Genomic DNA, 26,164 nt, shown 5'->3' with positions numbered 1-26,164 from the left:
GCGCCGCGCGCCGCGTCAGGCACGCAAGGACGCTGCGGCACTTTGAATTGCTGCATGTTTCCTCGGTTCGGATTCGAGGAAACATGCGCGTAGGCAACCATGCGCACAGACACGGATATCATCATGGCGGACACAGCAAACCGCAAGAAACTTCCACCGATCGTCATCAATGCCGAGGACCACGCGCGCCTTACCGCACTCGCCATGTCGGCACTCGACCGCGTGCCCGACGTCGCCGAAACGCTGCTTTCCGAACTCGAACGGGCGCGCGTCGCGACACGGGATTTGCCGAAGGACAGCGTGCAGATGGGCTCGACCGTCGCCTTCGATGCCGACAATGGCTTTGCCAAGGAGGTGACGCTGGTCTATCCCGGCGAAGCCGATATCGAAGCGGGCAGAATTTCGGTGTTGACGCCGATCGGCGCCGCGCTGATCGGTCTTTCCGTCGGACAGTCGATCGACTGGCTCGACCGGGCGGGGAAGGCGCATCGCATGACGATCCGCAGCGTCACCCGATCATATTGATCATGCGAAGCGAGACGCGGCCGACGAGAGGCCGCGTCAAAAAGCAAGAGATCAGAACTGTTTGCCAAGCTTGGCGTCGACCGACTGGCTGTTGGCGCCGCGCATGACGAAGAAGAAGGTGATTGCGGCCCAAAGGATCGATTTCTCGGCGCCGCCGAGCCCCTGACCCTGCACAATGCCGTGGAAATAGACGGTGACCAGCAGCACGATTGTGGCCGCGAAAGCGGCGGGGCGGGTCAGAAAGCCGATGGCGATGAAGATGCCGCCGAAGAATTCGGTGGCGGCGAGCAGCGGCGACCAGAAGGCGCCGGGATAAAAGCCCAGGCCTTCCACCATGCCAATGGCGCCGAAGGGATCGAGGATCTTGCCGTAGCCATGGGTGACGAGCAGCGCACCGGCAAGCACACGCAGCAGCGTTTCCGCGAAGGTGCCGAGCGGCAGATAGATCTTTTCGAGGGCCGGCAGGATCGCGCGCGGGCGGGCGGTCGTAGCGGTGGTGTCGGTCATGATTTCCTCTGGAATTGGTTGCACTGCAGCAATTCTCTTGCCGGGCGCCGTTCGCAATACAAGACTCCCGCCGATAAAAACATGACTATGAAAGTTGACATGTGTGTGATGTGTGCGTGAAGAGGCTGGTTGTTGCGGCTCCGAACCGCCACTACTGCATGTTTCCTTAAATCGTACCCGATTTAAGGACAAAAACATGCAGCAAATAAAAGTCCTACAGCGTCCTTTGCGCGTCTGATAAGACGCGCGGCGCTGTATCGTCCGAGCACAGGCAGGAAGCATGAGATGAGCGAAAAGCCCCGCGTCACAATCCTCTATTGCACCCAGTGCAACTGGCTGCTGCGCGCCGGCTGGATGGCGCAGGAGCTGCTGTCGACCTTTGGCGACGCGCTCGGCGAAGTCGCGCTGATCCCCGGCACTGGCGGCAATTTCGAGATCCGGGTCGATGGCGAGCTCGTCTGGGAGCGCAAACGCGACGGCGGCTTCCCTGGGCCGAAGGAGTTGAAGCAGCGGATCCGCGACGTGATCGAGCCGGAGCGCGATCTCGGTCATGTCGACAGAAGCTGAGCCAGTTGCTCCAGCACTATCACGGCGGCGTTCGGAGTGGCATTCGAGGCGCCTGAGGAGCGTAGTCGCGCCGCAACGCAAGAAGGCGTTGCGAAGCAGTGGGATCGCTTTCTAGCTTCAGATCGTCAGCCGAAGCTGGAGCTTTCCGCCATGCCGTCCAGTGCCTTGAGCGTATCATCCGAGAGAGCGATGTCGGCGGCGGCGAGGTTCTCACGCAGATGCGCGACCGAGGATGTGCCGGGGATCAGAAGAATGTTGGGCCCGCGATGAAGCAGCCATGCGAGTGCGACCTGCATCGGCGTCGCGTCAAGGCGCTTTGCGACATCGGATAAGGTGGACGACTGCAGTGGAGTGAACCCGCCAAGCGGGAAGAAAGGGACATAGGCGATGCCGTCGCGAGCGAGGTCGTCGATCAGAGCGTCATCAGCGCGATGCGCCAGATTATAGTGGTTCTGCACACAGACGATGTCGCAGATCCGGCGTCCTTCGGCAACCTGCGCTGGCGTAACGTTGCTCAGTCCGATATGACGCACCAAGCCCTGTTGCTGAAACTCGGCCAAGGCGGTAAGCGGTGCCTCGATCGACCCTTCTGCAGGGGCATGCGCATCGAACATGATGCGGAGGTTCACCACCTCTAACACGTCGAGCCCGAGATTGCGCAGGTTATTATCCACCGCCTGCTTCAATTCCTCCTTTGAGAAGGCCGGGAGCCACGCTCCATCCTCACCGCGTCGGGCGCCGATCTTCGTGACGATAACGAGGTCGTCGGGATAGGGCGCGAGCGCCTCACGGATCAACCGGTTGGTGACATGCGGGCCATAGAAGTCGCTGGTGTCGATGTGGTCCACGCCGGCATCCACGGCCGCGCGCAGCACGGCCACTGCCGCGCCATGATCCCTGGGCGGGCCGAACACGCCAGGCCCGGCGAGCTGCATTGCGCCGTAACCAACACGCTTCAGGGTGCGGTTGCCCAAGGTTCCAGTTTGGTCGTTGATGGTCATGATCTTTCCCCCTATCTAACGAAACGCAGATAGGCGTTGTTCGAATGTGCGACTACCTGATACAACCCGCACAGGCTGTGCGGATTTTCGAATAATGAAGGTAGGCATCAGCGATCTGAACGCTTTGGTGGCGGTGGTGCGTGCAGGCGGATTTTCTGACGCCGCGCGCCATGGAAGCACGAGTGCATCGGGCCGGAGCGCGATCTCGGCCGTGTCGACAGGAGCTGAGCCTGGACTTCGGTATGCTTTCCGGCGTTTTTGCCGCTGCCTTCCTGTCGGCGACCTTGCTCTTCGGCCTTTCGGAGGCGGCAATCGTCGCGGCGGCGCTTGCGGGCGAGACGAGCCGCACTGCGCTCTTCCTGGCGGCGACCGCCGGCAACGTGCTTGGCGCCGTTGTCAATTTCGCGCTCGGCCGGTTTCTCATCCGCTTCGAGCACCGCCGCTGGTTTCCGGTTTCGCCTCCCGCGCGGCAACGAGCCGAGGCGCTCTTTCAGCGCTATGGCCGGCCCGTGCTGCTTTTTTCCTGGCTGCCCGTCATCGGCGATCCGCTGACGCTCGTCGCCGGGCTGCTGAGGACGCCGCTGACGCCGTTTCTTGTCTTCGTGACGATAGGCAAGGCGGCGCGCTATGCGGCGCTGTTGTGGCTCACCCCCTGAAATCCGTCAGCTGTGCGCGAAAATATCCGTTTCCTCCCAGCCGAGCAGGTCGAGTTTGGCACGTGTCGGCAGGAAGGCGAAGCAGGCTTCGGCATGCTCCATGCGGCCATCGCGCACGAGGCGCGCCGTCAGCTTGTCGCGCAGCGCATGGAGGTAGAGCACGTCGGAAGCGGCGTATTCCAGCTGGGCCGGCGAAAGGATGTCGGCCGCCCAGTCCGATGACTGCTGCTGCTTGGAAATATCGACGTCGAGCAGTTCCTTGAGATTGTCCTTGAGCCCATGCCGGTCGGTGTAGGTGCGCGTCAGCCGCGAGGCGATCTTGGTGCAGAAAACCGGTGTCGCCGTGACGCCGAAGGTGTGGAAGAGCACGGCGATATCGAAGCGGCCGAAGTGGAAGATCTTCTGGCGCGTCGGATCGGCGAGCATCGCAACGAGGTTCGGCGCTTCCCTCTGCCCGGCGGCGATGCGGATCACGTCGGCGGTACCGTCGCCCGGTGAAAGCTGCACCACGCACAACCGGTCGCGGCGGGGAATGAGGCCGAGCGTTTCCGTGTCGATGGCGATAGCGCCCGTGTAGCGGGCCGCATCGGCCGCGGAAATATCGCCTTCGTGGAATCGTATTGCATTCGCCATCGAAAATCCCCAGATCAACTAGCCAAGTGAATTGGAACACAGTTGGCCTATAGCGCAAGTTTGCCAGAGGCAATACCGTAGGTTCTCCCGCCCGGTTCTGCCGTTTCCTTCCCGAGAGCCCGAGAGCATGATTTCGCTTCGATCCATCCTGGTGTCTGCCAGCGCCACCTTCCTCCTCGGAATCTCGGCAGGCGCCGCTCTGACGGCGCAAAGCGTGCCGCAGTTCGCTCAAGCCTACCACGACCTTCCGGGCGTCCGCGCCGAGGATCCGCTGCGGGATCCGCCGAGGGTGGCCTGCGAGCAGATCTTCGTCGACCGCTGGGCGCCATTCGAGTCCTCGCGCGGGCCAGGCTACGACACGGTCTACAAATGCCGCGAGGGCGACGGCCCGGTCTTTCGGGGAAGTCGATTGCCGCCTTCGCTCGAACGGCAGAAGCGTGGTCTGAACTATTAGCAGTTTCAACCAGCATAGGCTTGAGGTAACCGGACCTTCGGCGCGATCCCCGTGCAGGACGCAAGCAAGCTTACGTGACGCCTTATCATCGTAGGCCATTGCTTACGCTCCATGCTCGAGCCAAGCCCGTATCTGGTCTCCTCCATTGCTGCGGCTCGCCAATTAACAAGTTCTATGCAAACGCCGTGCAATGCTGCAAAGATTGACGGCAAACGTACTGACGGGGACACAGACGCATGCGCGGCTCCGACGAGAATAGGCATCCCGCGATCTGGACGCATTCTCTCCGGTCGCTGTTTGCCCTCGTGATGGTTGCCATGCTCATCGTCGTGTCGGCGACGCTGGTCGGCCTCGATTACCGCCGTTCGCGCAATGCGGCGATCGAAGACGCCGAGGCCAACATGCACGCCTTCGTCGGCCGTCTCGTCGACCGGCTCGGCGTTCTCTCCGGCGACACATCGGCGCTCGTCGGTCTCGTGGCATCGGTGGCCAATTCCTTCCTCGTGCCACCACCGGAGCGTTTGAACGACAAGATCGCGATCCTGCGTGAAGGCATCATGCGGTCTCCGCATATCGATGGCGTTTACGTCGGCTATCCGGATGGTAGGTTCTTCCAGGTCGTCGATCTGGCAATGCCTGCATGGCGTATGGCGCTCGATGTGCCGCGAGGGGCGGCACTTGCCGTGCGCTCGATGGAAAAGGACGCCGAAGGAAAGCCGGTCAACCGCGTTCTGTTCCTCGATGCCGCCGGCATCCAGTTCGCCGAACGCCGGCTGACGCCAACGGGCTTCGACCCGCAAACCCGCCCCTGGTATCAGGCCGCCGTCGACGGGACCGGTCCGGTATCAACCGGGCCTTACGAGATGGCCACGACCGGCAAGCTCGGAATGACGATATCGCAAGCCCATCACGGAAACGGAAAGATCGTCATCGGCGCAGACGTCGTTCTCGACACGATTACCGACTTCCTGTCGCGCGAGCGGCTCACCGACGGTTCCGTTTCGTTCATTCTCGACGCGGTCGGACGGCCGATCATCCACTCCAATCCCGCCATGATGCGCCGCATCCTTGCCGCGACGGAGAGATACGATCCGGAGGCATCTCCCAAGAACGACCCACTGGTCGAAAGCATTCGGTTGAACGCACCTACGGCCGGCAAGGCGAGCTTCGTCGACGTCGGTGACCGAACCTATCTCGTCATGGTGACGCCGCTGGCCTCGGCCCTGTTGCTCTCGGGGCATCGGGTCGTCGTCGCCGCGCCTCTCGACGAACTGATGGCGACCGCCAACGCCGCCCTGCTCCAGGGCCTCGCGGTTTCAGGCGCCGTCGTGGTGCTCGCCGTCCTCAGCGCTCTCGTTCTCGCCCACCTGATCACGAAGTCTCTGCACCAGCTGACCGCCAGCGCCAACCGGCTGCAGGACCTGGACTTCACCACACCGATCGACGTGCCCTCGTATGTCACGGAAATCTCGACGCTCAACGGCGCGATGAACAAGGCCCGCGACGCGATCTTCACCTTCGCGCTCTACGTGCCCAAGGAACTGGTGCGGCGAGGCATCGAATCCGGGCAGTTCAGCGGCCGGGCCGCCTGGCGTCAGGAGGTGACGGCGCTTTTCACCGATATCTACGACTTCACCACGATCAGCGAGCGTCACGCGCCGGAGGAGGTGGTGGCGATGCTTTCGGAGTATTTCGATATTTTCAGCGAAACGGTCCATGCCCACGAAGGCACGATCATCCAGTTCCTCGGCGACTCGGTCTTCGCCATGTGGAACGCGCCGGTCGCCGACGAACGACATGCCGAACACGCCTGTCGCTGCGCGCTCGCCGTCAAGGAGAGGCTGCAGGCGTTCAACGAGAAACAGAAGGCAAAGGGCCTTCCGGAATTCCGGACGCGCTTCGGCATTCATACCGGCACCGCCGTCGTCGGCAGCGTCGGCGCGAAGGAGCGGCTGCAATATACGGCGATGGGCGACACGGTGAACGTCGCCTCGCGGCTTGAAGGCATGAATAAGAATTACGACACGACGATCATGGCGAGCGGCGCAGTCGTTGCCCAATGCAAGGACGTCATCACATTCCGCCCGCTCGGCTCGGCGCAGGCCAAGGGGCGGGCAACAGCCCTGGACATCTACGAGGTCCTGGCGGCAATCCCTGTCGCCGAACCGAAAATGGATGAAGCGCAAACCGGAACGGCAGCCTAGAGCGCCGTGCGTGAACGCACAAAGGACGCTCTAGCACTTTGATTCTAGAGCATCTTATCCGCTTTCAGTGATTCCACTTGAAAGCGGGATGCTCTAGTCGTCGATCTGCTTGCAATTGCCTGTGGCTCGCTGCGTAGGCTCAGGGTGCTCGATTCCAGCAGCACGGTGAGCAGTTGTTTGGCGCAATCGGCCCAAATGGCGAATTCGGTACACTGCAGACGTCAGCGCGTGAGAGATCGGGCACTTACCGGCGCAAAGTCGATGTTCTTCCGTGACCGCGTTAGATTGAAAAGGACGGAGTGGCAACTCTGTTCATATAGCCCCTGTCGACCTGAAAATATACTGCCACAAGGCCGCGACTTCAGTACTCTGTCATCGGTAGCAGATGTTACTTGCAACGACCTGACTAAACGCTGTCATCGCCGGTGATGCCTGCCCAAAAACTTCGCGTTGTGGATTAGAGGTCGAGGATGTCTTTCAAGGGTGTGACCGGCACACCACGGCCCGCGCGCTGGGGCCTGGCCGCAAAACTGCTCGCGACGCTCGTCCTGCTTGGCGCGGTCGCCGTCCTGCTGACGGCAGTGCTCGGATATATCCGCGCCCGCGATGCGCTCGAGCAGGCAATTTTCGATCAGCTCACGACCGCCCGGCAGACCAAAGCGCGCCAGATCGAAACCTACTTCCGCACGATCCAGGCCGAGTTGCGCCTCCTTGCCACCTCGAAGATGGCAGTCGAATCAACACGCGAGTTCCGGATCGCAGTAGAACAACTTGATCGGGCAGGCATACCACCCGAATTGAGCCAAAAGGTCAGCGCCTGGTATTCCGAGAACATCATCCCGCAAATGACGAGTCTCTTGGGCAGGGAGCCAGCCCTGTCCGACTACTTGCCGGTCGGCGGAGCCCCCTACTACCTGCAGTATCACTACATCGTGGCCAATCCGAACCCGGCGGAGCGGCGCGGGCTCCTCGACGACGCCGGCGACGGCAGCGAATACAGCCGGCTACACGCCATCTATCATCCGCTGATGCGGGCGGCCGCCGCAACGGTCGGATTCTTCGACTTCATGGTGGCCGACCCCAAGTCGGGCCGGCTGATCTACACCGTCCAGAAGGAGACGGACTTCACCACATCCCTCCAGTTCGGTCCGTACCGCCGCTCAAACGTCGCAACGGCAGTCGCCCGCTGCTCGCTGGCTCCCGACCAGTCGGCTGTCTGCCTTGCGGATTTCGCGCCTTATGAGCCATCAGGCGGCGCACCAATCGCGTTCATGAGCGCGCCGATTATCGACAAGGGCGTCGTCATCGGCGTGCTGATCGCGCAGCTGTCGAACGAGGAGATCGACAACGTCGTCACCGGCGGCCGCCGCTGGCGGCAGGATGGATTTGGCAACACGGGCGAGGCATATCTCGTCGGGCCGGACTATCTGGTGCGCTCGGCCCCGCGCGCGTTCTACGAGAATCTCGACGGCTATTTCGCCGACCTCCGCGCCGTGGGCAGCCCTGAGAGCGAGATGTCAGCCATTCGGCGCTACAGGACACCCGTGCTGCATCAACGCATCGACACCCAGGCCACTAGGGCGGCGCTGGCCGGTGTCGAAGGTACTGGCGAGATCATCGGCTACCGTGGCGTTCCGACGCTCGCTTCATGGGGGCCACTCGCAATTCACGACGTCAAGTGGGGGCTTGTCGCCAAGATCGACAGCGCCGAAGCCTTCGCGCCGATCGACCGGCTGCGCCGGGATCTGATGGTGGTCGGGGGGCTGGCGGCGCTGGTGGTGGCAGCCGCGGCCGCGTGGCTTTCGCGCGCGCTGCTTCAGCCACTGCTCGAGCTCACCGCCGCGGTGAAACGCTTCGCCGCCGGCGACTACGGCGCCAGCGTCCCGGTCCGCACGGGCGACGAGATCGGCCAGCTCTGCTCGGCCTTCAATGGCATGGTCGAGGATATTCGACAGAAGAACGTCGCGATCGAGGAGAAGAATCGCGAGAACGAGCAGCTGCTGCTGAACGTGTTGCCCGCGCCGATCGCCAACCGGCTGCGTAGTGGCGAGGCAGGGATTGCGGATGGCTTTGCGGAGGTCACTGTCGCTTTCGCTGATATCGTCGGATTCACGGAGCTGACGTCTGATATGCCGCCGCAGGATGTCGTGACACTGCTCAACGGGCTCTTCACCCGTTTCGACGCTTCTGCTCAAGATCTCGGGGTCGAGAAGATCAAGACGGTGGGCGATGCCTATATGGCGGTGTGCGGCCTACCCGTGCCCACGGCCGACCACGCCGAGCGCATGGTTCGCATGGCCATCCGGATGGTTCACATTACCCGCGAGCACGCCCTGGAACACAACACCTCGCTCAGCATCAGAGTGGGCATCAACACCGGCCCGGTCGTGGCCGGCGTCATCGGTAAGAGCAAATACATCTACGACCTTTGGGGAGACACCGTGAACCTCGCAAGCCGGATGGAAACAGGCGGCATTCCCAATTCGATCCAGGTTACGCGCGCGGTCTACGAAAAGCTCAAAGGCCAGTTCGTCTTCGAGCCGCGCGGCACAATCGACGTCAAGGGCAAAGGGAAGGTTGAGGCGTGGCTCCTGAGATTGTAGAGCGGTGGCACCCCCCATGCCCGCCAGCGTCTCACGTGAGCCGCGACGGCTTCAAATGAAGCCCGCGAGGCCACCACAAAACGCTAGAGCATCCCGCTTTCAAGTGGAATCACTGAAAGCGGATAAGATGCTCTAGAATCAAAGTGCTAGAGCGTCCTTTGTGCGTTCACTTGAACGCACGGCGCTCTAGACAACAAAAAAGCCCGGCTGGCCGGGCTTTTTTTGTGTTTCACGACCGCACGAGGCGGTCTGAAATCGGAATTTGGTGCCCAGAAGAGGACTCGAACCTCCACGCCTCGCGGCACAGGTACCTGAAACCTGCGCGTCTACCAATTCCGCCATCTGGGCGACGGACCGGCATGTAAAAGGCCGGGACCGAAGTGTCAACAGGCATTTTGAAGTTTTCGTGTCGGATCACGAAAAAGCTCCGGGGAGTGTCGCCGCTTCGTCGTGCCCGCCTTCCGCCGGTCCGGTTGGAGCATTCCCAACCCGCAAAAATAGGGCACGAATTCCAGTGACATGAGTGCCGGAGAGGCGCATGCTTCCTCCGACGGCTGATCGGCGCGGAAGTCCGGCGGATGAGCACGCGTGCGCGCGACCCGACGTCATGGAACAACCAACCAAAACAAAAGTTTATGGAGCAGGGACAAACCGGAAAGCACGTCTTTCGGAAAGTGAGGAAAAAATGACGGGATTTCGGAATTTCGTTATGAGCTGCGCGCTGGCGGCCGCCTCCATGATTCCCCCTGTCGCGCCTGTCCAGGCCATGCCGCGTCCGGCGCTCGATATAGAGATGAAGGCCCCCGCGGATGTCCAGAACGTGACCCACCGTGGATATTATCGTCGGGGTTATTATCCGCGCTGGCGCGGCGGCTACTACGGTGGCTGGCCGGGTTACTCTCCCGGCTATCGCCGGGCCGGCATCGCCTTCTATTTCGGGCCCGGCGTCGGTTACTTTCCAGGTCGCTACTACTACGGGAACCGGTATTATTACGGGACCCGCTATTACGGCCCAGGCTATTATCCCGGTTACTATCCACACCGGTATTACGGTGCCCCGTACGGCTACTATCGCCCCGGCTACTACGGACATCGGTATTACCGACCCGGATACTATGGGGGCTGGTAAGGGCCCGCTCGAACGAGGCGCGGCGGCTGCATCCGCCGGGCCTCCTTGATTCTTGAAGCTGCGACTGGGCAGACTGCCGCGTCGGGCGTCGCGGAAATGCGGGCCTATCGCTTTCCGGAAATCCCAAGACGGGCCATGACCTCCTTCGCACTGCGGTAGCGGCGCACCGCGTCGCGACTGTCGCGCAGGCCGCATATCTCTCGCGCTGTATCAGGAAGGCCCGGACAGGGCCTGCTATTCGCCCTATCGGTAAAGGCTCAGCTTGCAAGACACGGCGAAGATCTTCGCCGTGCCTTCGGCAGCCCCGGTCTCGGCCAGCATCATTAAGGCGCAGTTAACCTCGGCCACCTATCGTTTCAAACCGGTACAATCAGATGGCGGATTGAAACGATGCTGCTTCCGACCCAGCAGGCAAGCGCGACCGTCTCGACCACCCTCGTGGGCTCGATCATCGAGGACATCGAAAAGCGCCGCGCGGAGGAAGAGGAAAAGGCGAAAGCGACCAAGGAGGACAAGATCCTCAAGGCGCGGATCAAGTCGGACGAGGCGCAGAAGGCCGCCAACGACAAGATCAACAACCACTTCTTCAATCGCGCCGTGGTCGACGTCACCGAGCTCAAGCTCGAACTGATCGGCAAGCTCGGCGAACTCGTCGGTCTGGAGCGAGCCGATGGCCAATCGGCCTATGCCTATGGGCGTCAGCTCGAAGAGGCGCTTTCCGGTCTTGAGCCCGAGCAAATCCGCGTAATCGAGAAGACGCTTGGCCTCGACACACTCGACCTTTCGCTCTCGGAAGTCCTGGCCGCGATCAAGAATCCCTATGGCACGGAAGACGACAAGCTCGAGGCGGCGCTGCAAACCAAGACGCAAGATGGCGGGCTGAATGCGATCGAAACGGCAAAAGTGCTGCAACGGCTGGAGGATGCCGCCAATCCGAAATCGCTCGAGGAACTGAAACTCGAGCGGACTGAGAGCGATCCGACGCGCGTCGAGGACAAGGAAACCCGCGCTGAGCGCGAGAAGACGATTCGTGCGCTCGAGGCGAATGACAAGCTCGACGATGTCAAGGAACTGCATGAGGCCGTAAGAAAGCGGAACGAGGTTGCCTCCGATATAGACGCCGGGAAAATGCCGCCCGATGGCGAAGGCGTCGACGCCGCCGAGATGCTGACGGTGCTTGCCGCCGGCGCCGAGGTCGCGGAAACGCAGGCGCAGAACGATGACGGCGACCAGGACACCTCGCAAAGCCAAGACAGCGCGCGCGACAATGCCGGTATCACAAAGGAAGAGGCGAGCCTCATGGCTGCGCTCCATGAGAACGGCGAAAAACAGACCGACCAACAGGCTGCCGAGGCCCGCGATCTGTTCGTTCTTCACGTTGACGAAGACGGCATCTACGACTTTATCAGGCGCAAGCTGGCTGGATCACAATGACCCCTGCGCTCCGGCGTCTTTTGAATTGCTGACTATCGCTTTCTGACGATTCCGAGGCGGGCCATGACCTCCTTTGGAATGCCGTAGCGGCGCACCGCGTCGCGACTGTCGCGCAGGCCGCATATCTCGCGCTGGATGAGGAAGGCCCAGACGGCATCCGCCGCCTCGTCGAGCAGCCGCTCGCGGACAGCCGGCCCGTCCTTGCCGCTGTCGAACTTGTCCAGCGCTGCGATCGCCCTTTCCACCTTCAAGCCGTGGCGGCCAAGCGCGTCCGCACGCTCCGCCATCAGCTCATATTCGAGCACGTTCACGCCGCTTCTGGTATCGAAGCGGTTCAGCGACTGCGGCAGGCGGAATGTCATCGGCAGCTCCGTGAAGGCTACTGCATGTTTCCTTAAATCGTATCCGGTTTAAGGAAACACGCAGCAATTCGAAGTGCTACAGCGTCCTTTGCGCGTCTGATAGGGCGCGCGGCGCTATAGGGGCAGGATGGACCGGGAATGGCCGTCGCGCAAGTGGCGGCAAGGTCTCTGCCGGGCCTGCGGTATGGTTAAGATTTCATAAACTTCTTTAGCCTACCCTTAACGATCATGCCCTACTGCATGTTTCCTTAAACCTCAACGATTTGAGGATAAACACGCAGAGGATCAGAGCGTTACAGCGTCCCCTCGCGCGACCGACTACAGCGCCGCGCGTCTTATCAGACGCGCAAAGGTCGCTGTAGCACTTTGAATTGCTGCATGTCTTTGTCCTTAAATCGAGGTCGATTTTAAGGAGACATGCAGTAGACGCGCGGCGCTGTAAGTGTCCGCGGCCAGGCCGTGGTTGGCTCGGCCCACGGCCGTTGCGCGCATGAAGCGCTCTCCGACAGCAATCATGGAGATCCGACGCCGCTCGGGGCCTTGCGCCGAGTTTTACTCGCAGTGTTGCGAGGACGCCGGGGACGTTGCTGCTAGCGAAGTGGAAACCGGAATGCTGCCCATTCTCACGACCAGGAACGCGGCCGGGCCAATCGGCGAAACCACGTCGCCGATCCGCCATGCGGCCCTTCCATCAGGTCAGCGCGCCGAGGCGATCCAGAAAATCCTCGACGCGCTCAGCCGTCATCTCTCCGGCAAGGAGGTTCTTTCCAAGGACGCGCTGGTGCGGCTGATGGAGGATCTTGCGCGCATTCTCAAGTTTCCGCCCTTGCCGCAGGAAAGCGGCCGTGATTTCGTCAAGCGGCTGATCGGTTTCCTTCAGTCCATGCCGATGCCGGAGCGTCTGCTCCTGGAGCGGCAACTCGGCGGACGCAGCCTCGCACAGCGCCTCGCCGTGCTGACCGCCATGCCGTCCGGTAATAGCGAAAGAACCGCACCAGCGGGAGGTAATGCGGGACTTCCTCAATCTCAGCCCAAGGAAGCGATCCGCAATCTGCCGGTACAGACGGCCGCACCGCCTCAGTTCGCCGCGATAAAGGCTTCTGCATCAAGCGAGGTCGCGCTGCTTCAATCGATTCTGAAGAAAACCTTCGGCGCAGACGAAGAGGGCGATCCGGCCGAGGCGATGTTTGAAGAAGCGCCGGACGAGGTGCCGAAGGACGCCAGGAGGTCGGATACCGCAAGGACCTCGGACGCGGGTACACGGCGGGTCCACGTTCCGGCCCGCGCGGACATGGAGACAGCAGCATCGGTTGCTGGCGGCGGAACGCAGGGTGAAGTAGCTGAGACCGATGCGGCGCTTTCACAAACGCAGGCCGAAGGCGAAGTGGTCGATCCCGGCATTGACGCCGCCGGGACCGCCTATTTTGCTGGCGAAGCGGAAGGTCTCGACGCCTCTCCGCCGGCCCTTCCCGCCGTGCCGGAAGACGCCGAAGCGGCGGCAACCGACACGGAGACGGCCTTGCTCGAACGCGGGACTGCCGAAGCGGTTGATGACGACGGGCTCGATGCGGATGGCACCTATGGCCGCCCCACGCCCGATATGGAAGGCGACGGACACGGCACGCGACCTGCTGGTGCACGCGGAGAGCCCAGCGGTCAGGCCGCACGTTTTTCTGCCGAGGCCGTAAAAGCATTTGTCCGTGAGGGCCTCGCCCTTCCCGAAATTTTGGGCGAAGGCGGAAACCTGGCGGAACCGACGGCCGGTGAGACGGGACTGCGGGTGCCGGCGGCACCGCCGGAAAGCGATGCGGCGGAACGTTCGCCGTTCATGCGCCCCAGGAACGAGGCGACCGGGGCCTCTCCGATGAGCGGCCCGGGATCCGGCGACGAGCCGGATAAGACGGCGGCGCTGCGCCCGGGGAACCAAGCGAAGGCGTCGAACGCCGTCGACGATCCGACGATGCAGCAGATGATCACCCGTCTCGTCGAAAACGGGCTTCCCCGCGAGGCGATACCATTCGCCCTCGTTCCCTACCCCCCGGCCAAGACGGAGGCCGAAGACGTTATAGAGAAGCCCGACCCGCAGGAGTGGACTGGCGACGGGGACAGCGATGCTGGAGCAGACGCAAAGAGCGACGAAGGCGATCGCGAAACGCCAGCGAGGGAATCCTCCAACGGCGAAATGGAAGAGAAGAGCGACGAGCCCGGCGCCATCGATGCCTATGATCTCTACAGAAAGCTCGGCGGTCTTGGCTGACCGGCCCTCGCACGTCCCACTCAACGAAAAAGCCCGCGGAGATCGCTCTCCGCGGGCTCGTTATTTCAAATTCACCAACGATTATTCGTTGGTCTGGCGGTTCTTCAGGGCAGCGCCAAGAATGTCGCCGAGCGAAGCGCCGGAGTCGGACGAACCGAACTGAGCGACGGCTTCCTTCTCTTCCGCGATTTCCAGGGCCTTGATCGACAGCTGGATCTTGCGGTCCTTCTTGGAGAAGTTGGTGACGCGGGCGTCAACAACCTGACCAACCGAGAAGCGCTCCGGACGCTGTTCGTCACGGTCACGCGACAGGTCCGCACGACGGATGAACGAGGTGATGTCTTCGTGGTTCACGAGCTTCACTTCGATGCCACCATCGTTGATCGCGATGACTTCAGCCGAAACAACGGCGTTCTTGCGCAGTTCGCCGGAAGCGGCAGCTTCACCGACAGAATCCTTGCCGAGCTGCTTGATGCCGAGCGAGATGCGCTCCTTCTCGACGTCCACATCGAGAACGACAGCACGGACGACATCGCCCTTGTTGTATTCTTCGATGACCTGCTCGCCCGGACGGTTCCAGTCGAGGTCGGAGAGGTGAACCATGCCGTCGACATCGCCGTCGAGGCCAATGAACAGACCAAATTCGGTCTTGTTCTTGACTTCGCCTTCGACTTCGGTGCCAGCCGGGTGGCTATGCGCGAAGGCCTGCCACGGGTTCTCTAGCGTCTGCTTGAGGCCGAGCGAGATACGACGCTTGGTCGGATCGACTTCGAGAACGACAACGTCGACTTCCTGGCTGGTGGACAGGATCTTGCCGGGGTGAACGTTCTTCTTGGTCCAGGACATTTCGGAGATGTGGATCAGGCCTTCGATGCCCGGCTCCAGCTCGACGAATGCACCGTAGTCGGTGATGTTCGTGACGGTACCGGAGATCTTCTTGCCGACCGGATACTTCGCACCGATGCCATCCCACGGATCGGACTCGAGCTGCTTCATGCCGAGCGAGATGCGGTGGGTTTCCTGGTTGATGCGGATGATCTGAACCTTGACCTGCTGGCCGATGTTCAGGATCTCCGACGGATGGTTGACGCGACGCCATGCCATGTCGGTGACGTGCAGCAGGCCGTCGATGCCGCCGAGGTCGACGAACGCACCGTAATCGGTGATGTTCTTGACGACGCCCTCGACAACCTGGCCTTCCTCGAGGTTCTGAACGATTTCAGAACGCTGCTCGGCGCGGGACTCTTCCAGAACCGTGCGGCGCGAAACGACGATGTTGCCGCGGCGCTTGTCCATCTTGAGGATTTCGAAGGGCTGCGGGTTGTGCATCAGCGGGGTGACGTCCCGGATCGGACGGATGTCGACCTGCGAACGCGGCAGGAAGGCTACGGCGCCGTCGAGATCGACGGTGAAGCCGCCCTTGACCTGGTTGAAGATGATGCCTTCGACGCGTTCGCCGGCTTCGAACTTCACTTCCAGGCGCTGCCAGCTTTCCTCGCGACGAGCCTTTTCGCGCGACAGAACGGCTTCGCCGAGCGCGTTTTCGATGCGCTCAACATAGACTTCGACCTCGTCGCCGACCTTGAGCGAGCCGTCCTTGGCCTTGGCGCCGAATTCCTTCAGCGGCACACGGCCTTCGACCTTCAGACCGACGTCGACAATCGCGACGTCCTTTTCGATCGCGGTGATGACGCCCTTGGCGACATAGCCTTCGGCGAGGTCCGTCTTGGCGAAGGACTCTTCGAGAAGCGCTGCGAAATCATCACGGGTGGGGTTGGTTGCAGACATAAAATCTCCTGATGCATCTCAAAGAAGAGACGCACATGCGCCGGGGGTTAGCGTTAAACGGGCCTGAACCCAGTCCGCCCCATATGAAGGGCAATCCGGCGCGTGGACGGAATTTCAGGCTTTAAAAGAAGGCGATCCGGCAGGAGCCGATGATGGCTTTCTTCAAATCTTCTCTCGCAAGGCCGCGTCGATCAGCGTCTTCGCCGCTTGGAATGCCGCCTCTATACTCATTTCCGAAGTGTCAAGCAAGTGTGCATCCGCCGCCGGGCGAAGCGGGCTGTCGGCCCGGCCCATGTCGCGCTCGTCGCGCTTCTTCACATCCTCGAAGATCGCGTCGTAATCGGCCGAGCCACCGCCGGCGATGATCTCGTCGAAACGCCGCTTCGCCCTGACTTCCGGCGACGCCGTGACGTAGAGCTTCACGGCAGCGTCGGGGCAGACAACGGTGCCGATATCGCGCCCGTCGAGCACGGTTCCCGGCTCCTTTTGCGAAAAGGCGCGCTGTGCCTCGACCAGTGCCCGGCGCACGGCGGGCATCACCGCGATCTTCGACGCCGCCTCGCCGATCTGGTGGGCGGAAAGCACCGAGCGGTCGAGACCGGACAGGTCGACCTCGCGCGCCATCTTTTCGGCCACCGCCTCGTCATCGAACGGTAGCCCGGTATCGAGCAGCGCCTTGGCGGCCGCACGATAGGTGAGCCCCGTATCGAGATGGTGGAAACCGTATTCCTCGGCGATCCGGCGCGAGAGCGTACCCTTGCCGGCCGCTGCGGGTCCGTCGATGGCGATGGTGAGTGTCATTAAGCCACCTTGGCTTCCGTCTGCTCGATCTTCGCGCCCAACCCCGTCATCAGATCCATGAACTCCGGGAAGCTGGTTGCGATCATCGTCGCGTCGTCGACGGTCACCGGATATTCGGACGCGAGCCCCATGACGAGGAAGCTCATGGCGATGCGGTGGTCGAGATGGGTCTTGACCTCACCACCCGACAGATTGCCGAGGCCCTTGCCGCCGGGGCGGCCGCGCACGACCAGCGAGGCCTCGCCCTCGTCGCAGTCGACGCCGTTGAGCTTCAGGCCGTCGCCGACGGCGGAGAGGCGGTCGGATTCCTTGACTCGCAGTTCATCGAGGCCGTTCATGACGGTCGCGCCTTCGGCGAAGGCGGCAGCGACGGCGAGCACCGGATATTCGTCGATCATCGACGGGGCGCGCTCTTCCGGCACCGTGACACCCCTAAGCTCCGAATAACGCACGCGGAGATCGGCGACATCCTCGCCGCCAGCAAGCCGCGCGTTCATGACTTCGATATTGGCGCCCATTTCCTGCAGCGTCAGTATGAGGCCGGTGCGGGTCGGGTTCATCAGCAAGTTCAAAATGGTGACGTCAGAGCCCGGCACGAGAAGGGCGGCCACCAGCGGGAAGGCTGTCGATGACGGGTCGCCGGGCACGTCGATCACCTGGCCCGTCAACTTGCCGCGCCCTTCGAGGCGGATGGTGCGCACGCCGTCCGCATCGGTTTCGACCGTCAGATTGGCGCCGAAACCCTTGAGCATCTTTTCGGTGTGGTCGCGCGTCATCACCGGCTCGATGACCGTGGTGATGCCGGGCGTGTTGAGCCCGGCGAGCAGCACGGCTGATTTCACCTGGGCAGAGGCCATCGGCACGCGATAGGTGATCGGGTTCGGCGTCTGCGGCCCACGCAGCGTCACCGGCAGCCGGTCGCCTTCGGCCGATGTCACCTGGACGCCCATTTCCCTCAGCGGGTTCAGCACGCGCCCCATTGGCCGTTTGGTCAGCGAGGCATCGCCGACGAAGGTCGAGTCGAAATCATAGACGCCGACAAGGCCCATGGTCAGCCGGCAGCCAGTGCCGGCATTGCCGAAATCGAGCGGCGCTTCCGGCGCGAGCAGCGCACCGTTGCCGACGCCGTCGATAATCCAGGTGTCGCCCTCCTTGCGGATCTTGGCGCCCATGGCCTGCATCGCCTTGCCGGTGTTGATCACGTCCTCGCCTTCAAGCAGGCCGGTGATCCGCGTCTCGCCCGAAGCAAGACCGCCGAACATGAAGGAGCGGTGCGAGATCGACTTGTCGCCGGGAATGCGGACTGTGCCCTTGAGATCGGACGACTTTTTTGCGGTGGCAGGCCGCGGGCTTGAGCCATGGGACATGATGTTTTTCCTCTGACAATCCGGCTGCCGGCAGCCACGGAACATCACGCCCTTCTCACGCGTTAGGGAGCGGACCGCCGGTCTTGTCGGCTCCCTAACATAAAGCACAAATAGGGTCATCCTCCCGGACGAAGAAAATGCGAGCGAGGCCCGGCCGAAGTTTGTCTTTGACAGAAGTCGTCAAGATGATTATGGGGACCGGCTAATCATCATAAGCTTGATAACTTTCCACCCGCCGGCTTACCGGCAAGAGCCGGCTCGTCCGGCCATTCAAGAGGCTTTGACTGTGGCAAAACCGGAACTTGGAACAAAGCGCATCGACCCGGAAACGGGGCGCAAATTCTACGATCTGAACCGTGATCCGATCGTCTCCCCCTATACGGGCAAGTCCTATCCGCTGTCCTTCTTCGAGGAGAGCTCCGTCGCCAAGGTGCTCGAGAAGGAGGAAGAGGAAGACGTAACGGAAGTCGATACGGAGAACACGGAGGTCGAACTCGTCTCGCTCGAGGATGCCGACGACGAGGCATCGGGCGGCGACGACCTGCCGGATCTCGGCGACGACGATGTCGAAATCGACGGCGATGACGACGACACCTTCCTCGAGACCGACGACGAAGACGACGAAGACGATATGAGCGACCTCATCGGTGTCTCCGACGAGGATGAAGACGTCTAATTATCGGCAGGAAGTGGGCGGGAAAACCCGTCGCCCACGCCTCTCATCACGCTAAGCGTTTCAAATCACGCATGAAAGACGCCCCGCCCGTTACGACACCCTGCGGTCGGGGCGTTTTCCCGGAAGAGAAATAAAATCGCACCGGCTTTAAATTTTCGGCTTGCCATCTGCAAAAAGCAGAAGTAATAAGCCGCCACTCGCCGGGCAAACACCCGGCGATCTTCCCGGAACCGGCACTGCCGGACCCTGATGGGGCTATAGCTCAGCTGGGAGAGCGCTTGCATGGCATGCAAGAGGTCAGCGGTTCGATCCCGCTTAGCTCCACCAAAATTTTCCAATGACTTGCGATACGAACGCTTACAACGGCGAGGATTTCTTGCGCGCGCGTTGCATTGCTCGGCAACGTCGTCAGAATGTCGAGGTGACGACAGCAGCTTCAGCGGGTGACGACTGCGACGGCCTCGCTGCCGGCATGAAGACGCCCGGAATTTGCAAAAAATTAACCACCAGGCGCCAGAACAGTTACCTCATGTTTCTCGTCTCGAAAATCTTCTGGCTCCTTGCCCAGCCGCTCTCCCTCGCCTTCTTCAGCGTCCTCATCGGCTTTCTGCTGGCGCTGCGCGGCCGCGCACGCATCGGCGGCATTTTCGGCTCGCTCGGCCTCGCGGTGCTGTCCCTGACCCTGTTCACGACAGCGGGCTCCTATTTCCTGCAAATCCTCGAGGACCGGTTTCCCCGCCCCTTGCCGCCGGCGGAGCTCTCCTGCATCATCGTACTTGGCGGCGCCTTCGAGAACGTGGTGATTGCCGGGCGCGGTGGTATCGAACTCAACCAGGCGGCGGAGCGCTTCGTCGAGACCGTTCGGCTCGCCAGGACCTATCCTGCCGCACGCATCCTCGTGTCGGGCGGGGACGGTTCCTTGAGCGGCGGCTATGCCGGCGACGCGGAAGCCTCACGGGCGTTCTTCGACGCGTTCGACATCGCCCCCGATCGACTGGTCCGCGAGGAAGATTCGCGCACCACCTTCGAGAACGCGCGCAATACCAAGGACTTGCTAAGCGCGAACCGAATGGAGCACTGCGCGCTTGTCACCTCTGCCTACCACATGCCGCGCTCGGTCGGCCTCTTTCGTTCGTTCGGCATCGACGTGATGCCCTGGCCGACGGATTATCGGACGGACGGCAAGGTGCGGCTTGGCTTCGACTTCACCCAGCCCTCGCTCAATGCGCAACTGGCGACCACCGCCGCCAAGGAATGGACCGGGCTGCTCGCCTATTACCTGCTCGGCCGGACGCAAGCGCTTTTGCCGCATTAAGTCTGCCTGTCGCGATACGGCGTCCCGGTGACGCCCCTCATCCGGCCTGCCGGCCACCTTCTCCCCGCACGCGGGGCGAAGGGACGAGCCGCGGCCTCTCAGTCTCCCCTCCCCGTATTTCCGGGGAGAGGGCCAGGGCGAGGGGCAAGTGCCTTCGATTTCGAGCTGTAGCTTATATCCGGATGACAGAGCCGCCCGCTGACTTAATCGCAGCGTTACGCTAATGATCGCGGATAGCGTCGATCCTTGATCAACGCAGTCCAGCGCGGAGCACCCATGCCGATCCTCGAGATTCTTGACTATGCCGGTGTCGCCGTCTTCGCCGCGACCGGCGCGCTTTCAGCGTCCCGCAAACAACTCGACATCATCGGCTATCTCTTCCTGGCCTCGGTCACCGGCATCGGCGGCGGCACGATGCGCGACGTGATCCTGGGCGCCACACCGGTGTTCTGGGTGTTGAACCCTGCCTATCTGATCGTCTGTGCCTCGGTCGGGCTTCTGGTGTTCCTCACATCTCACCGCTTCGAGTCCCGCTACCGGGTGCTCATGTGGCTCGATGCGATCGGCCTTTCGGCCTATTGCGTCATGGGTGCAGCGAAGGGCCTGGCGGCGACAGGCTCGCCGGTCGTCGCGATCGTGACCGGCGTGCTGACGGCAACCTTTGGCGGCATCCTGCGCGATCTGCTCGCCGGCGAACCCTCCGTGCTGCTGCGGCCGGAGATCTACGTCACCGCGGCTCTTGTCGGCGCCGGCGCCTTCGTATCCGCTACGGTTATCGGCATGCCGTTGGCCGTGACCTCGGCACTCGGCGTGCTGGCGGCCTTTGCCGTGCGCGGCGGTGCGTTGCGGTATGGCTGGACGTTGCCGATCGACAAGGCCGGCCCGGGCCGCGACCCGAACGACGTGATGTAGCAGTTCCCGAAAATATCAGGCGCCATCAGCGTCCGACGGACGCGGCGCCGTTCGTCCGGTCAGCGGTCGGACTTGCGACGCAGGCGGACCACGACGTCGACATGGGAGATTTCCATGCCTTCCGGAGGCTCCGGAAGATTGTCGATCTGGATATTGCTCACCGGAATGTCGAGCACCTCGTTCTGCCCTTCGACGAAGAAGTGATGATGATCGGACACATTGGTGTCGAAATAGGTCTTGGCGCTCTCGACCGCCAGCACGCGGATCATGCCCGCTTCGGTGAACTGGTGAAGCGTGTTGTAGACGGTCGCGAGCGAGACCGGAACGCCGGCCTCGACCGCCTCTTCGTGCAGTTCCTCGACGGTCAAATGACGGTCGCCCTTTGCGAAAATGAGATCCGCAAGCGCGACACGCTGGCGTGTCGGGCGCAACCCCGAATTGCGCAGCCTCTCCTGCGAACACATTTGTGGTGCTTTCGTCATACGCAGCCGTTTCGGTATCCTGGCCAAAATTCACAGATTATCCGTTTGCGATATAACTTCTGCCGCCGCCGCTTTCAATAGATTCCGAGCTTCCAGGGGTGCAAACGCCTGAAAATCGGCCCAAAGCGGGGGAAGGCTGGCATTTAACTCTGGTCGTGCCCACATTCATACTGTAAGCGACGGCGGGACGATGTCGCCAATAAGAGCCGCATGAGAGAAAAAGTGAAGCGGGTTTTCGCCGCCATCCGCACTACCTTATAGGATATCGTCGAGGCGGAAACTGCGGCGGGCAGTATTGCCATTGGCGCAGCGCCACGCTTCAATTCAGCCCGAACTTGCTCTAAAGCAGGTCGGAGAACACTCAGTCACTCGGGGAAATAGCCATTCATGACAACCAGACAATCCAGCTTCAGCTATGAGGAAATCCTGACCTGCGGCCGAGGTGAAATGTTTGGCCCCGGCAATGCCCAGCTGCCCTTGCCGCCGATGCTGATGTTCAACCGCATCACCGACATCTCGGAAACCGGAGGCCCGCATGACAAGGGCTACATCCGCGCCGAGTTCGACATCACGCCGGACCTCTGGTTCTTCCCGTGCCATTTCATGGGCGACCCCGTCATGCCCGGCTGCCTTGGCCTCGACGCCATGTGGCAGCTCACCGGATTCTTCCTCGGCTGGCTCGGCGAGCCCGGCAAGGGCCGCGCGATCTCCACCGGCGAGGTGAAATTCACAGGCATGGTGACGCCGAAGACCAAGCTGGTCGAATACGGCATCGACTTCAAGCGCGTGATGCGCGGCCGCCTGGTGCTCGGCATTGCCGACGGCTGGATGAAGGCCGATGGCGAAGTGATCTACAAGGCCAGCGACCTCAGGGTCGGTCTTTTCCAGGAAAAGGCCGACTGAGCCGCAAAACGGCCAGGACGGGTTCAAGTAAAGAAAAGGTCATTACCATGAGACGGGTAGTTGTCACGGGCCTCGGCATCGTTTCCTCGATCGGTAACAATGCCGAGGAAGTCACGGCGTCGTTGCGCGATGCGAAATCAGGCATCACGTTTTCCCCGGATTTCGCCGAGAACGGCTTCAAGTGCCAGGTCTGGGGTGCGCCATCGCTCGACCCGACGGAACTCGTCGACCGGCGCGCCATGCGCTTCCTGTCGCAGGGCGGCGCCTGGAACCACGTGGCGATGAAGCAGGCAATCGCGGATTCGGGCCTCGAAGCCGGCGACATCACCAACGAACGCACCGGCATCATCATGGGCTCGGGCGGTCCTTCGACCCGCACCATCGTCGAGGCTGCCGATGTCACCCGCAAGAACACGAGCCCCAAGCGCATCGGTCCCTTCGCGGTCCCGAAGGCGATGTCCTCGACGGCCTCGGCCACCCTTGCGACCTGGTTCCAGATCCATGGCGTCAACTACTCGATCTCGTCCGCCTGCTCGACCTCGGCGCATTGCATCGGCAATGCCGCGGAAATGATCCAGTGGGGCAAGCAGGACGTGATGTTCGCCGGCGGCCACGAGGATCTCGACTGGACCATGTCCAACCTCTTCGACGCCATGGGCGCCATGTCCTCGAAGTTCAACGACACGCCCTCCTCGGCCTCGCGGGCCTATGACGTCAACCGCGACGGCTTCGTGATTGCCGGCGGCGCCGGGGTTCTGGTGCTCGAGGAACTGGAGCATGCCAAGGCCCGCGGCGCCAAGATCTATGCCGAGATCATCGGCTATGGCGCAACCTCCGACGGTTACGACATGGTTGCCCCATCCGGCGAGGGTGCCGTGCGCTGCATGCGTCAGGCGCTCGCGACCGTGAAGGGCGATATCGACTACATCAACACCCACGGAACCTCGACGCCAGTCGGCGACTCCAAGGAAATCGGCGCCATTCGCGAAGTCTTCGGCGAAAAGATGCCGCATATCCAGTCGACCAAATCTCTCACCGGCCATTCGCTGGGTGCTGCCGGCGTCCAGGAATCGATCTACGGCCTGTTGATGATGCAGGGCGGCTTCATCGGCGAAAGCGCGCATATCAGCGAGCTCGACCCCGAGTTCGAGGGCGTACCGATCGTCCGCAAGCGGATCGACAACGCCAAGATCGACACGGTTCTTTCGAACTCCTTCGGCTTCGGCGGCACCAACGCCACGCTCGTCTTCCAGCGCTACAACGGATAACACAATGAACGGACTGATGAACGGAAAGCGCGGCCTCATCATGGGTGTGGCCAACAACCATTCTATTGCCTGGGGAATCTCGAAGGCACTCGCCGCCCAGGGTGCCGAACTTGCCTTCACCTATCAGGGCGAAGCGCTCGGCAAGCGGGTGAAGCCGCTCGCCGCCGAAGTCAATTCCGACTTCCTCCTGCCCTGTGACGTCGAGGACATCGCCTCGGTCGACGCCGTGATCACCGCGCTCAAGGAGCGCTGGGGAAGGCTCGACTTCATCGTTCACGCCATCGGCTTTTCCGACAAGAACGAGCTTAAGGGGCTTTACGCGGACACCACGCGCGACAATTTCAGCCGCACAATGGTCATCTCCTGCTTCTCCTTTACCGAAATCGCCAAGCGCGCCGCAGAGTTGATGAGCGAAGGCGGCACGATGCTGACGTTGACCTATGGCGGCTCGACGCGGGTGATGCCGAACTACAATGTGATGGGTGTCGCCAAGGCAGCGCTCGAAGCCTCGGTACGCTATCTCGCCGCCGACTACGGCACGCGCGGCATCCGCGTCAACGCGATCTCCGCCGGGCCGATCCGCACGCTCGCCGGCGCCGGCATCTCGGACGCACGCGCGATGCTTTCCTGGCAGCAGAAGAACTCGCCGCTGCGCCGCACGGTGACGATCGACGATGTCGGCAATTCCGCGCTGTACCTTCTTTCCGACCTTTCGCGCGGCGTCACGGGCGAGATCCATTACGTGGATTCCGGCTACAACATCACCTCCATGCCGACGCTCGAGGCGTTGCGCACAGCCGACGTGGAGTAAGACAGCCGATCCGGGTTATTCGGAACCCGGATCAGGCCGCCGTCCAGGCCCAAATCAATCCGAACAGAATGGCCAGCAGCGCGAGGCCAACAATGGCGCCACGCATGTGCCGCAGCTTTCCCGGCACAAGCGGTACACGATAGAGGCTGCGGAGGAACGGCAGGGGAACTTCCGACGTCTCGCCATGCCCTTCGGCACTCTTGATGTCGCGGGCAATCACCTCTTCGACATCTTCCATCATAGGGGGTCGAGCTGGTCCAAATCCCATAGCCTGCTCCTCTCCTGCAAAGACGCACCGCGTTGTCGTGTCGCCATAGCCACCACGACCATGGTGTGCCTGATCGTCCGTGCTGGCAACAGGAAACGGCCGTTGCGAGCAAGCAACGGCGCCTTCCGGAGCCTGTGTTCGCGGGATGCTCTAGCGTTTCGCCCAAAGCACCTTGAAGCGCGCGTTGCGGCAGGTCTCGCCGCTCTCCTTGAAGGCTTCCGCGAGAACCTGCTCGTAGGGCAGGCCGCGATTGGCGACCAGCATCAGCCTACCGCCATGCTTCAAAGCCTTGGCGGCGGATTTGATGATCGCGGCACCAAGCGACGGCTCTGCGGCATGCCCTTCGTGAAAGGGCGGATTCATGACGATCAGGTCGTATTTGTCGCGGGTCTCCTCGCTGGTCAGATCGTGCCAATAGAAGCGGGCAGGTGTCGAGGGCGCGTTCGCCATCATGTTGACGCGCGCGGCCTCCAGCGCCTCATAGTCCGCCTCGAAGAGATCGATGCCCTTCAGCCCCGGCGAGGCATGGGCGAGCATCACAGAGAGATAGCCCCAGCCGGCACCGAAATCGGCCGCATGGCCGGCAAAATCTTTCGGCAGGCGGGAGGCAAGAAGCTCCGAACCGGCATCCACCCGATCATGGGAGAACATGCCCGGTGACGCCTCGAACAGGCCATCGACACGCACCGCCACCTTGGCGAGCGCGGACACAGCCTGCGACACATCTTCGGGCCGGGTGAACCAGAAGGCCACGCCATGGTATTTCGGCAGCGAGTCCCCGTCCCAGCCGAATTTGCCGATCTTCTTGCGCAGCGGCTGGATCCCGTCCTCCTTGCCGCCTGCAATCACGACCAGTGCGCCGGCGCGGGTGCGCTTGAGCGCCTCGGCGATCCGATCCTCGTTTTCGCCCTTGTGCTTGCCGCAGAGCACCAGCGCGGCGTCGTAGCCTTCGCCCTCGGCAACCGGCGTGACGTCGGCGCGTGCCGCTTCCAGCACGCGATAGAGCGACCTTAGAGGCTGCACGGCGGCAATGGAGGCGGAAAAGTCCTGCGGCCGCCTGTAGCCCGCCTCCGCCCCGAGAAAGAGCACGCGTTCGTCCTCTCCCGGAGGGTCGATGACGCCGGTCTCGAAAGGGTGGAACAGGGTTTTCAGTGCGTCGCGGCTCATTGGGTCGAATCCGTTCTTTGCTTAAAGAAAGGGGGCGCGGAGCGATCCGCTCCGCACCCCCGAATGCGTTCTGC

At 62.1% G+C, this 26,164-nt stretch carries 25 protein-coding genes and 2 tRNA genes; 16 read left to right on the top strand and 11 right to left on the bottom strand.

Annotated elements, in window-relative coordinates:
• Positions 1–123: 123 nt before the first annotated feature.
• Complete coding sequence (gene rnk / locus RB548_RS20015) at positions 124–525, top strand: nucleoside diphosphate kinase regulator (RefSeq protein ID WP_331372932.1); 402 nt, start codon at positions 124–126, stop codon at positions 523–525.
• A gap of 51 nt (positions 526–576) precedes the next feature.
• Here rnk and RB548_RS20010 read toward each other — a convergent pair whose 3' ends face one another.
• Positions 577–1,032, bottom strand: a complete 456-nt coding sequence (locus RB548_RS20010) for a DoxX family protein (protein ID WP_331372931.1) — start codon at positions 1,030–1,032, stop codon at positions 577–579.
• Positions 1,033–1,317: 285 nt separating this feature from the next.
• On the opposite strand from RB548_RS20010, the gene RB548_RS20005 reads away from it, so the two are divergent.
• Positions 1,318–1,599, top strand: coding sequence for a SelT/SelW/SelH family protein (locus tag RB548_RS20005; protein ID WP_331372930.1), 282 nt, complete (start codon positions 1,318–1,320; stop codon positions 1,597–1,599).
• Positions 1,600–1,724: 125 nt separating this feature from the next.
• On the opposite strand, the gene RB548_RS20000 is transcribed toward RB548_RS20005, so the two are convergent.
• Complete coding sequence (locus RB548_RS20000) at positions 1,725–2,600, bottom strand: aldo/keto reductase family oxidoreductase (RefSeq protein ID WP_331372929.1); 876 nt, start codon at positions 2,598–2,600, stop codon at positions 1,725–1,727.
• Between the two features lie 311 nt (positions 2,601–2,911).
• Between RB548_RS20000 and RB548_RS19995 the strand changes: the two genes are divergently transcribed.
• Entirely contained in the window at positions 2,912–3,256 is a 345-nt protein-coding gene (locus RB548_RS19995; RefSeq protein ID WP_331375025.1) for a YqaA family protein, read from the top strand.
• Positions 3,257–3,262: 6 nt separating this feature from the next.
• Here the strand turns inward: RB548_RS19995 and RB548_RS19990 are convergent, their stop codons facing one another.
• Positions 3,263–3,889 carry a ribonuclease D gene (locus RB548_RS19990; RefSeq protein ID WP_331372928.1) on the bottom strand — a complete coding sequence of 209 codons (627 nt, stop codon included), beginning with the start codon at positions 3,887–3,889 and terminating at the stop codon, positions 3,263–3,265.
• A 127-nt stretch (positions 3,890–4,016) separates the two neighbouring features.
• Between RB548_RS19990 and RB548_RS19985 the strand changes: the two genes are divergently transcribed.
• From RB548_RS19985 to RB548_RS19975, 3 genes are all read left to right on the top strand, one after another.
• Complete coding sequence (locus tag RB548_RS19985; RefSeq protein WP_331372927.1) at positions 4,017–4,343, top strand: hypothetical protein; 327 nt, start codon at positions 4,017–4,019, stop codon at positions 4,341–4,343.
• Positions 4,344–4,579: 236 nt separating this feature from the next.
• On the top strand, positions 4,580–6,547 hold the full coding sequence (locus tag RB548_RS19980; protein WP_331372926.1) for an adenylate/guanylate cyclase domain-containing protein: 1,968 nt from the start codon (positions 4,580–4,582) through the stop codon (positions 6,545–6,547).
• Between the two features lie 470 nt (positions 6,548–7,017).
• On the top strand, positions 7,018–9,150 hold the full coding sequence (locus tag RB548_RS19975) for an adenylate/guanylate cyclase domain-containing protein (protein ID WP_331372925.1): 2,133 nt from the start codon (positions 7,018–7,020) through the stop codon (positions 9,148–9,150).
• A 263-nt stretch (positions 9,151–9,413) separates the two neighbouring features.
• On the opposite strand, the gene RB548_RS19970 is transcribed toward RB548_RS19975, so the two are convergent.
• Positions 9,414–9,498: transfer RNA gene (locus RB548_RS19970), tRNA-Leu, on the bottom strand.
• Positions 9,499–9,835: 337 nt separating this feature from the next.
• Between RB548_RS19970 and RB548_RS19965 the strand changes: the two genes are divergently transcribed.
• Complete coding sequence (locus tag RB548_RS19965) at positions 9,836–10,279, top strand: BA14K family protein (protein WP_331372924.1); 444 nt, start codon at positions 9,836–9,838, stop codon at positions 10,277–10,279.
• 390 nt (positions 10,280–10,669) lie between these two features.
• A complete protein-coding gene (locus RB548_RS19960; RefSeq protein WP_331372923.1) occupies positions 10,670–11,713 on the top strand; it encodes a hypothetical protein in 1,044 nt (347 codons plus the stop codon).
• A gap of 32 nt (positions 11,714–11,745) precedes the next feature.
• Here RB548_RS19960 and RB548_RS19955 read toward each other — a convergent pair whose 3' ends face one another.
• Positions 11,746–12,075, bottom strand: a complete 330-nt coding sequence (locus RB548_RS19955) for a DUF6665 family protein (RefSeq protein WP_331372922.1) — start codon at positions 12,073–12,075, stop codon at positions 11,746–11,748.
• Positions 12,076–12,685: 610 nt separating this feature from the next.
• Between RB548_RS19955 and RB548_RS19950 the strand changes: the two genes are divergently transcribed.
• The gene (locus RB548_RS19950; RefSeq protein ID WP_331372921.1) at positions 12,686–14,332 is read left to right on the top strand and encodes a hypothetical protein; all 1,647 of its coding nucleotides are present in this window, start codon (positions 12,686–12,688) and stop codon (positions 14,330–14,332) included.
• An 81-nt stretch (positions 14,333–14,413) separates the two neighbouring features.
• Here RB548_RS19950 and rpsA read toward each other — a convergent pair whose 3' ends face one another.
• The 3 genes from rpsA to aroA all read right to left on the bottom strand — a co-directional run bounded on the left by rpsA (position 14,414) and on the right by aroA (position 18,288).
• On the bottom strand, positions 14,414–16,120 hold the full coding sequence (rpsA, locus tag RB548_RS19945) for a 30S ribosomal protein S1 (protein ID WP_136509254.1): 1,707 nt from the start codon (positions 16,118–16,120) through the stop codon (positions 14,414–14,416).
• A gap of 162 nt (positions 16,121–16,282) precedes the next feature.
• Complete coding sequence (gene cmk / locus RB548_RS19940; RefSeq protein ID WP_331372920.1) at positions 16,283–16,921, bottom strand: (d)CMP kinase; 639 nt, start codon at positions 16,919–16,921, stop codon at positions 16,283–16,285.
• Positions 16,921–18,288 (bottom strand): 3-phosphoshikimate 1-carboxyvinyltransferase, encoded by a 1,368-nt coding sequence (gene aroA, locus RB548_RS19935; RefSeq protein WP_331372918.1) that lies wholly within the window; start codon positions 18,286–18,288, stop codon positions 16,921–16,923. The genes cmk and aroA overlap by 1 nt, the downstream gene beginning before the upstream one ends.
• Before the next feature lie 286 nt (positions 18,289–18,574).
• Here aroA and RB548_RS19930 point away from each other — a divergent pair, with 286 nt between their 5' ends.
• The 4 genes from RB548_RS19930 to RB548_RS19915 all read left to right on the top strand — a co-directional run bounded on the left by RB548_RS19930 (position 18,575) and on the right by RB548_RS19915 (position 21,191).
• Positions 18,575–18,964, top strand: coding sequence for a TIGR02300 family protein (locus tag RB548_RS19930; RefSeq protein WP_331372917.1), 390 nt, complete (start codon positions 18,575–18,577; stop codon positions 18,962–18,964).
• A 251-nt stretch (positions 18,965–19,215) separates the two neighbouring features.
• Positions 19,216–19,291 (top strand) — tRNA-Ala (locus RB548_RS19925).
• 202 nt (positions 19,292–19,493) lie between these two features.
• Positions 19,494–20,279, top strand: a complete 786-nt coding sequence (locus RB548_RS19920; protein ID WP_331375024.1) for a YdcF family protein — start codon at positions 19,494–19,496, stop codon at positions 20,277–20,279.
• 276 nt (positions 20,280–20,555) lie between these two features.
• Positions 20,556–21,191, top strand: coding sequence for a trimeric intracellular cation channel family protein (locus tag RB548_RS19915; RefSeq protein ID WP_331372916.1), 636 nt, complete (start codon positions 20,556–20,558; stop codon positions 21,189–21,191).
• Positions 21,192–21,250: 59 nt separating this feature from the next.
• Here the strand turns inward: RB548_RS19915 and irrA are convergent, their stop codons facing one another.
• Entirely contained in the window at positions 21,251–21,673 is a 423-nt protein-coding gene (irrA, locus tag RB548_RS19910; protein ID WP_153442464.1) for an iron response transcriptional regulator IrrA, read from the bottom strand.
• 387 nt (positions 21,674–22,060) lie between these two features.
• Between irrA and fabA the strand changes: the two genes are divergently transcribed.
• Genes fabA through fabI form a run of 3 tightly spaced genes read left to right on the top strand, consistent with a single transcriptional unit; the run spans position 22,061 to position 24,655 of the window.
• Entirely contained in the window at positions 22,061–22,576 is a 516-nt protein-coding gene (fabA, locus tag RB548_RS19905) for a 3-hydroxyacyl-[acyl-carrier-protein] dehydratase FabA (RefSeq protein WP_153442463.1), read from the top strand.
• A 47-nt stretch (positions 22,577–22,623) separates the two neighbouring features.
• Complete coding sequence (gene fabB / locus RB548_RS19900) at positions 22,624–23,844, top strand: beta-ketoacyl-ACP synthase I (RefSeq protein ID WP_331372915.1); 1,221 nt, start codon at positions 22,624–22,626, stop codon at positions 23,842–23,844.
• Between the two features lie 4 nt (positions 23,845–23,848).
• Entirely contained in the window at positions 23,849–24,655 is an 807-nt protein-coding gene (gene fabI, locus RB548_RS19895) for an enoyl-ACP reductase FabI (RefSeq protein WP_331372914.1), read from the top strand.
• Between the two features lie 31 nt (positions 24,656–24,686).
• Here the strand turns inward: fabI and RB548_RS19890 are convergent, their stop codons facing one another.
• Both RB548_RS19890 and RB548_RS19885 read right to left on the bottom strand, forming a co-directional pair.
• Positions 24,687–24,923, bottom strand: coding sequence for a hypothetical protein (locus RB548_RS19890; protein WP_331372913.1), 237 nt, complete (start codon positions 24,921–24,923; stop codon positions 24,687–24,689).
• A 150-nt stretch (positions 24,924–25,073) separates the two neighbouring features.
• Positions 25,074–26,090 (bottom strand): class I SAM-dependent methyltransferase, encoded by a 1,017-nt coding sequence (locus RB548_RS19885; protein WP_331372912.1) that lies wholly within the window; start codon positions 26,088–26,090, stop codon positions 25,074–25,076.
• Between the last annotated feature and the right edge of the window lie 74 nt (positions 26,091–26,164).

This window comes from Sinorhizobium chiapasense (genome assembly GCF_036488675.1).
GTDB classification, from domain to species: Bacteria; Pseudomonadota; Alphaproteobacteria; order Rhizobiales; family Rhizobiaceae; genus Sinorhizobium; species Sinorhizobium chiapasense.
This window is presented reverse-complemented; position numbering and strand designations above follow the sequence as displayed.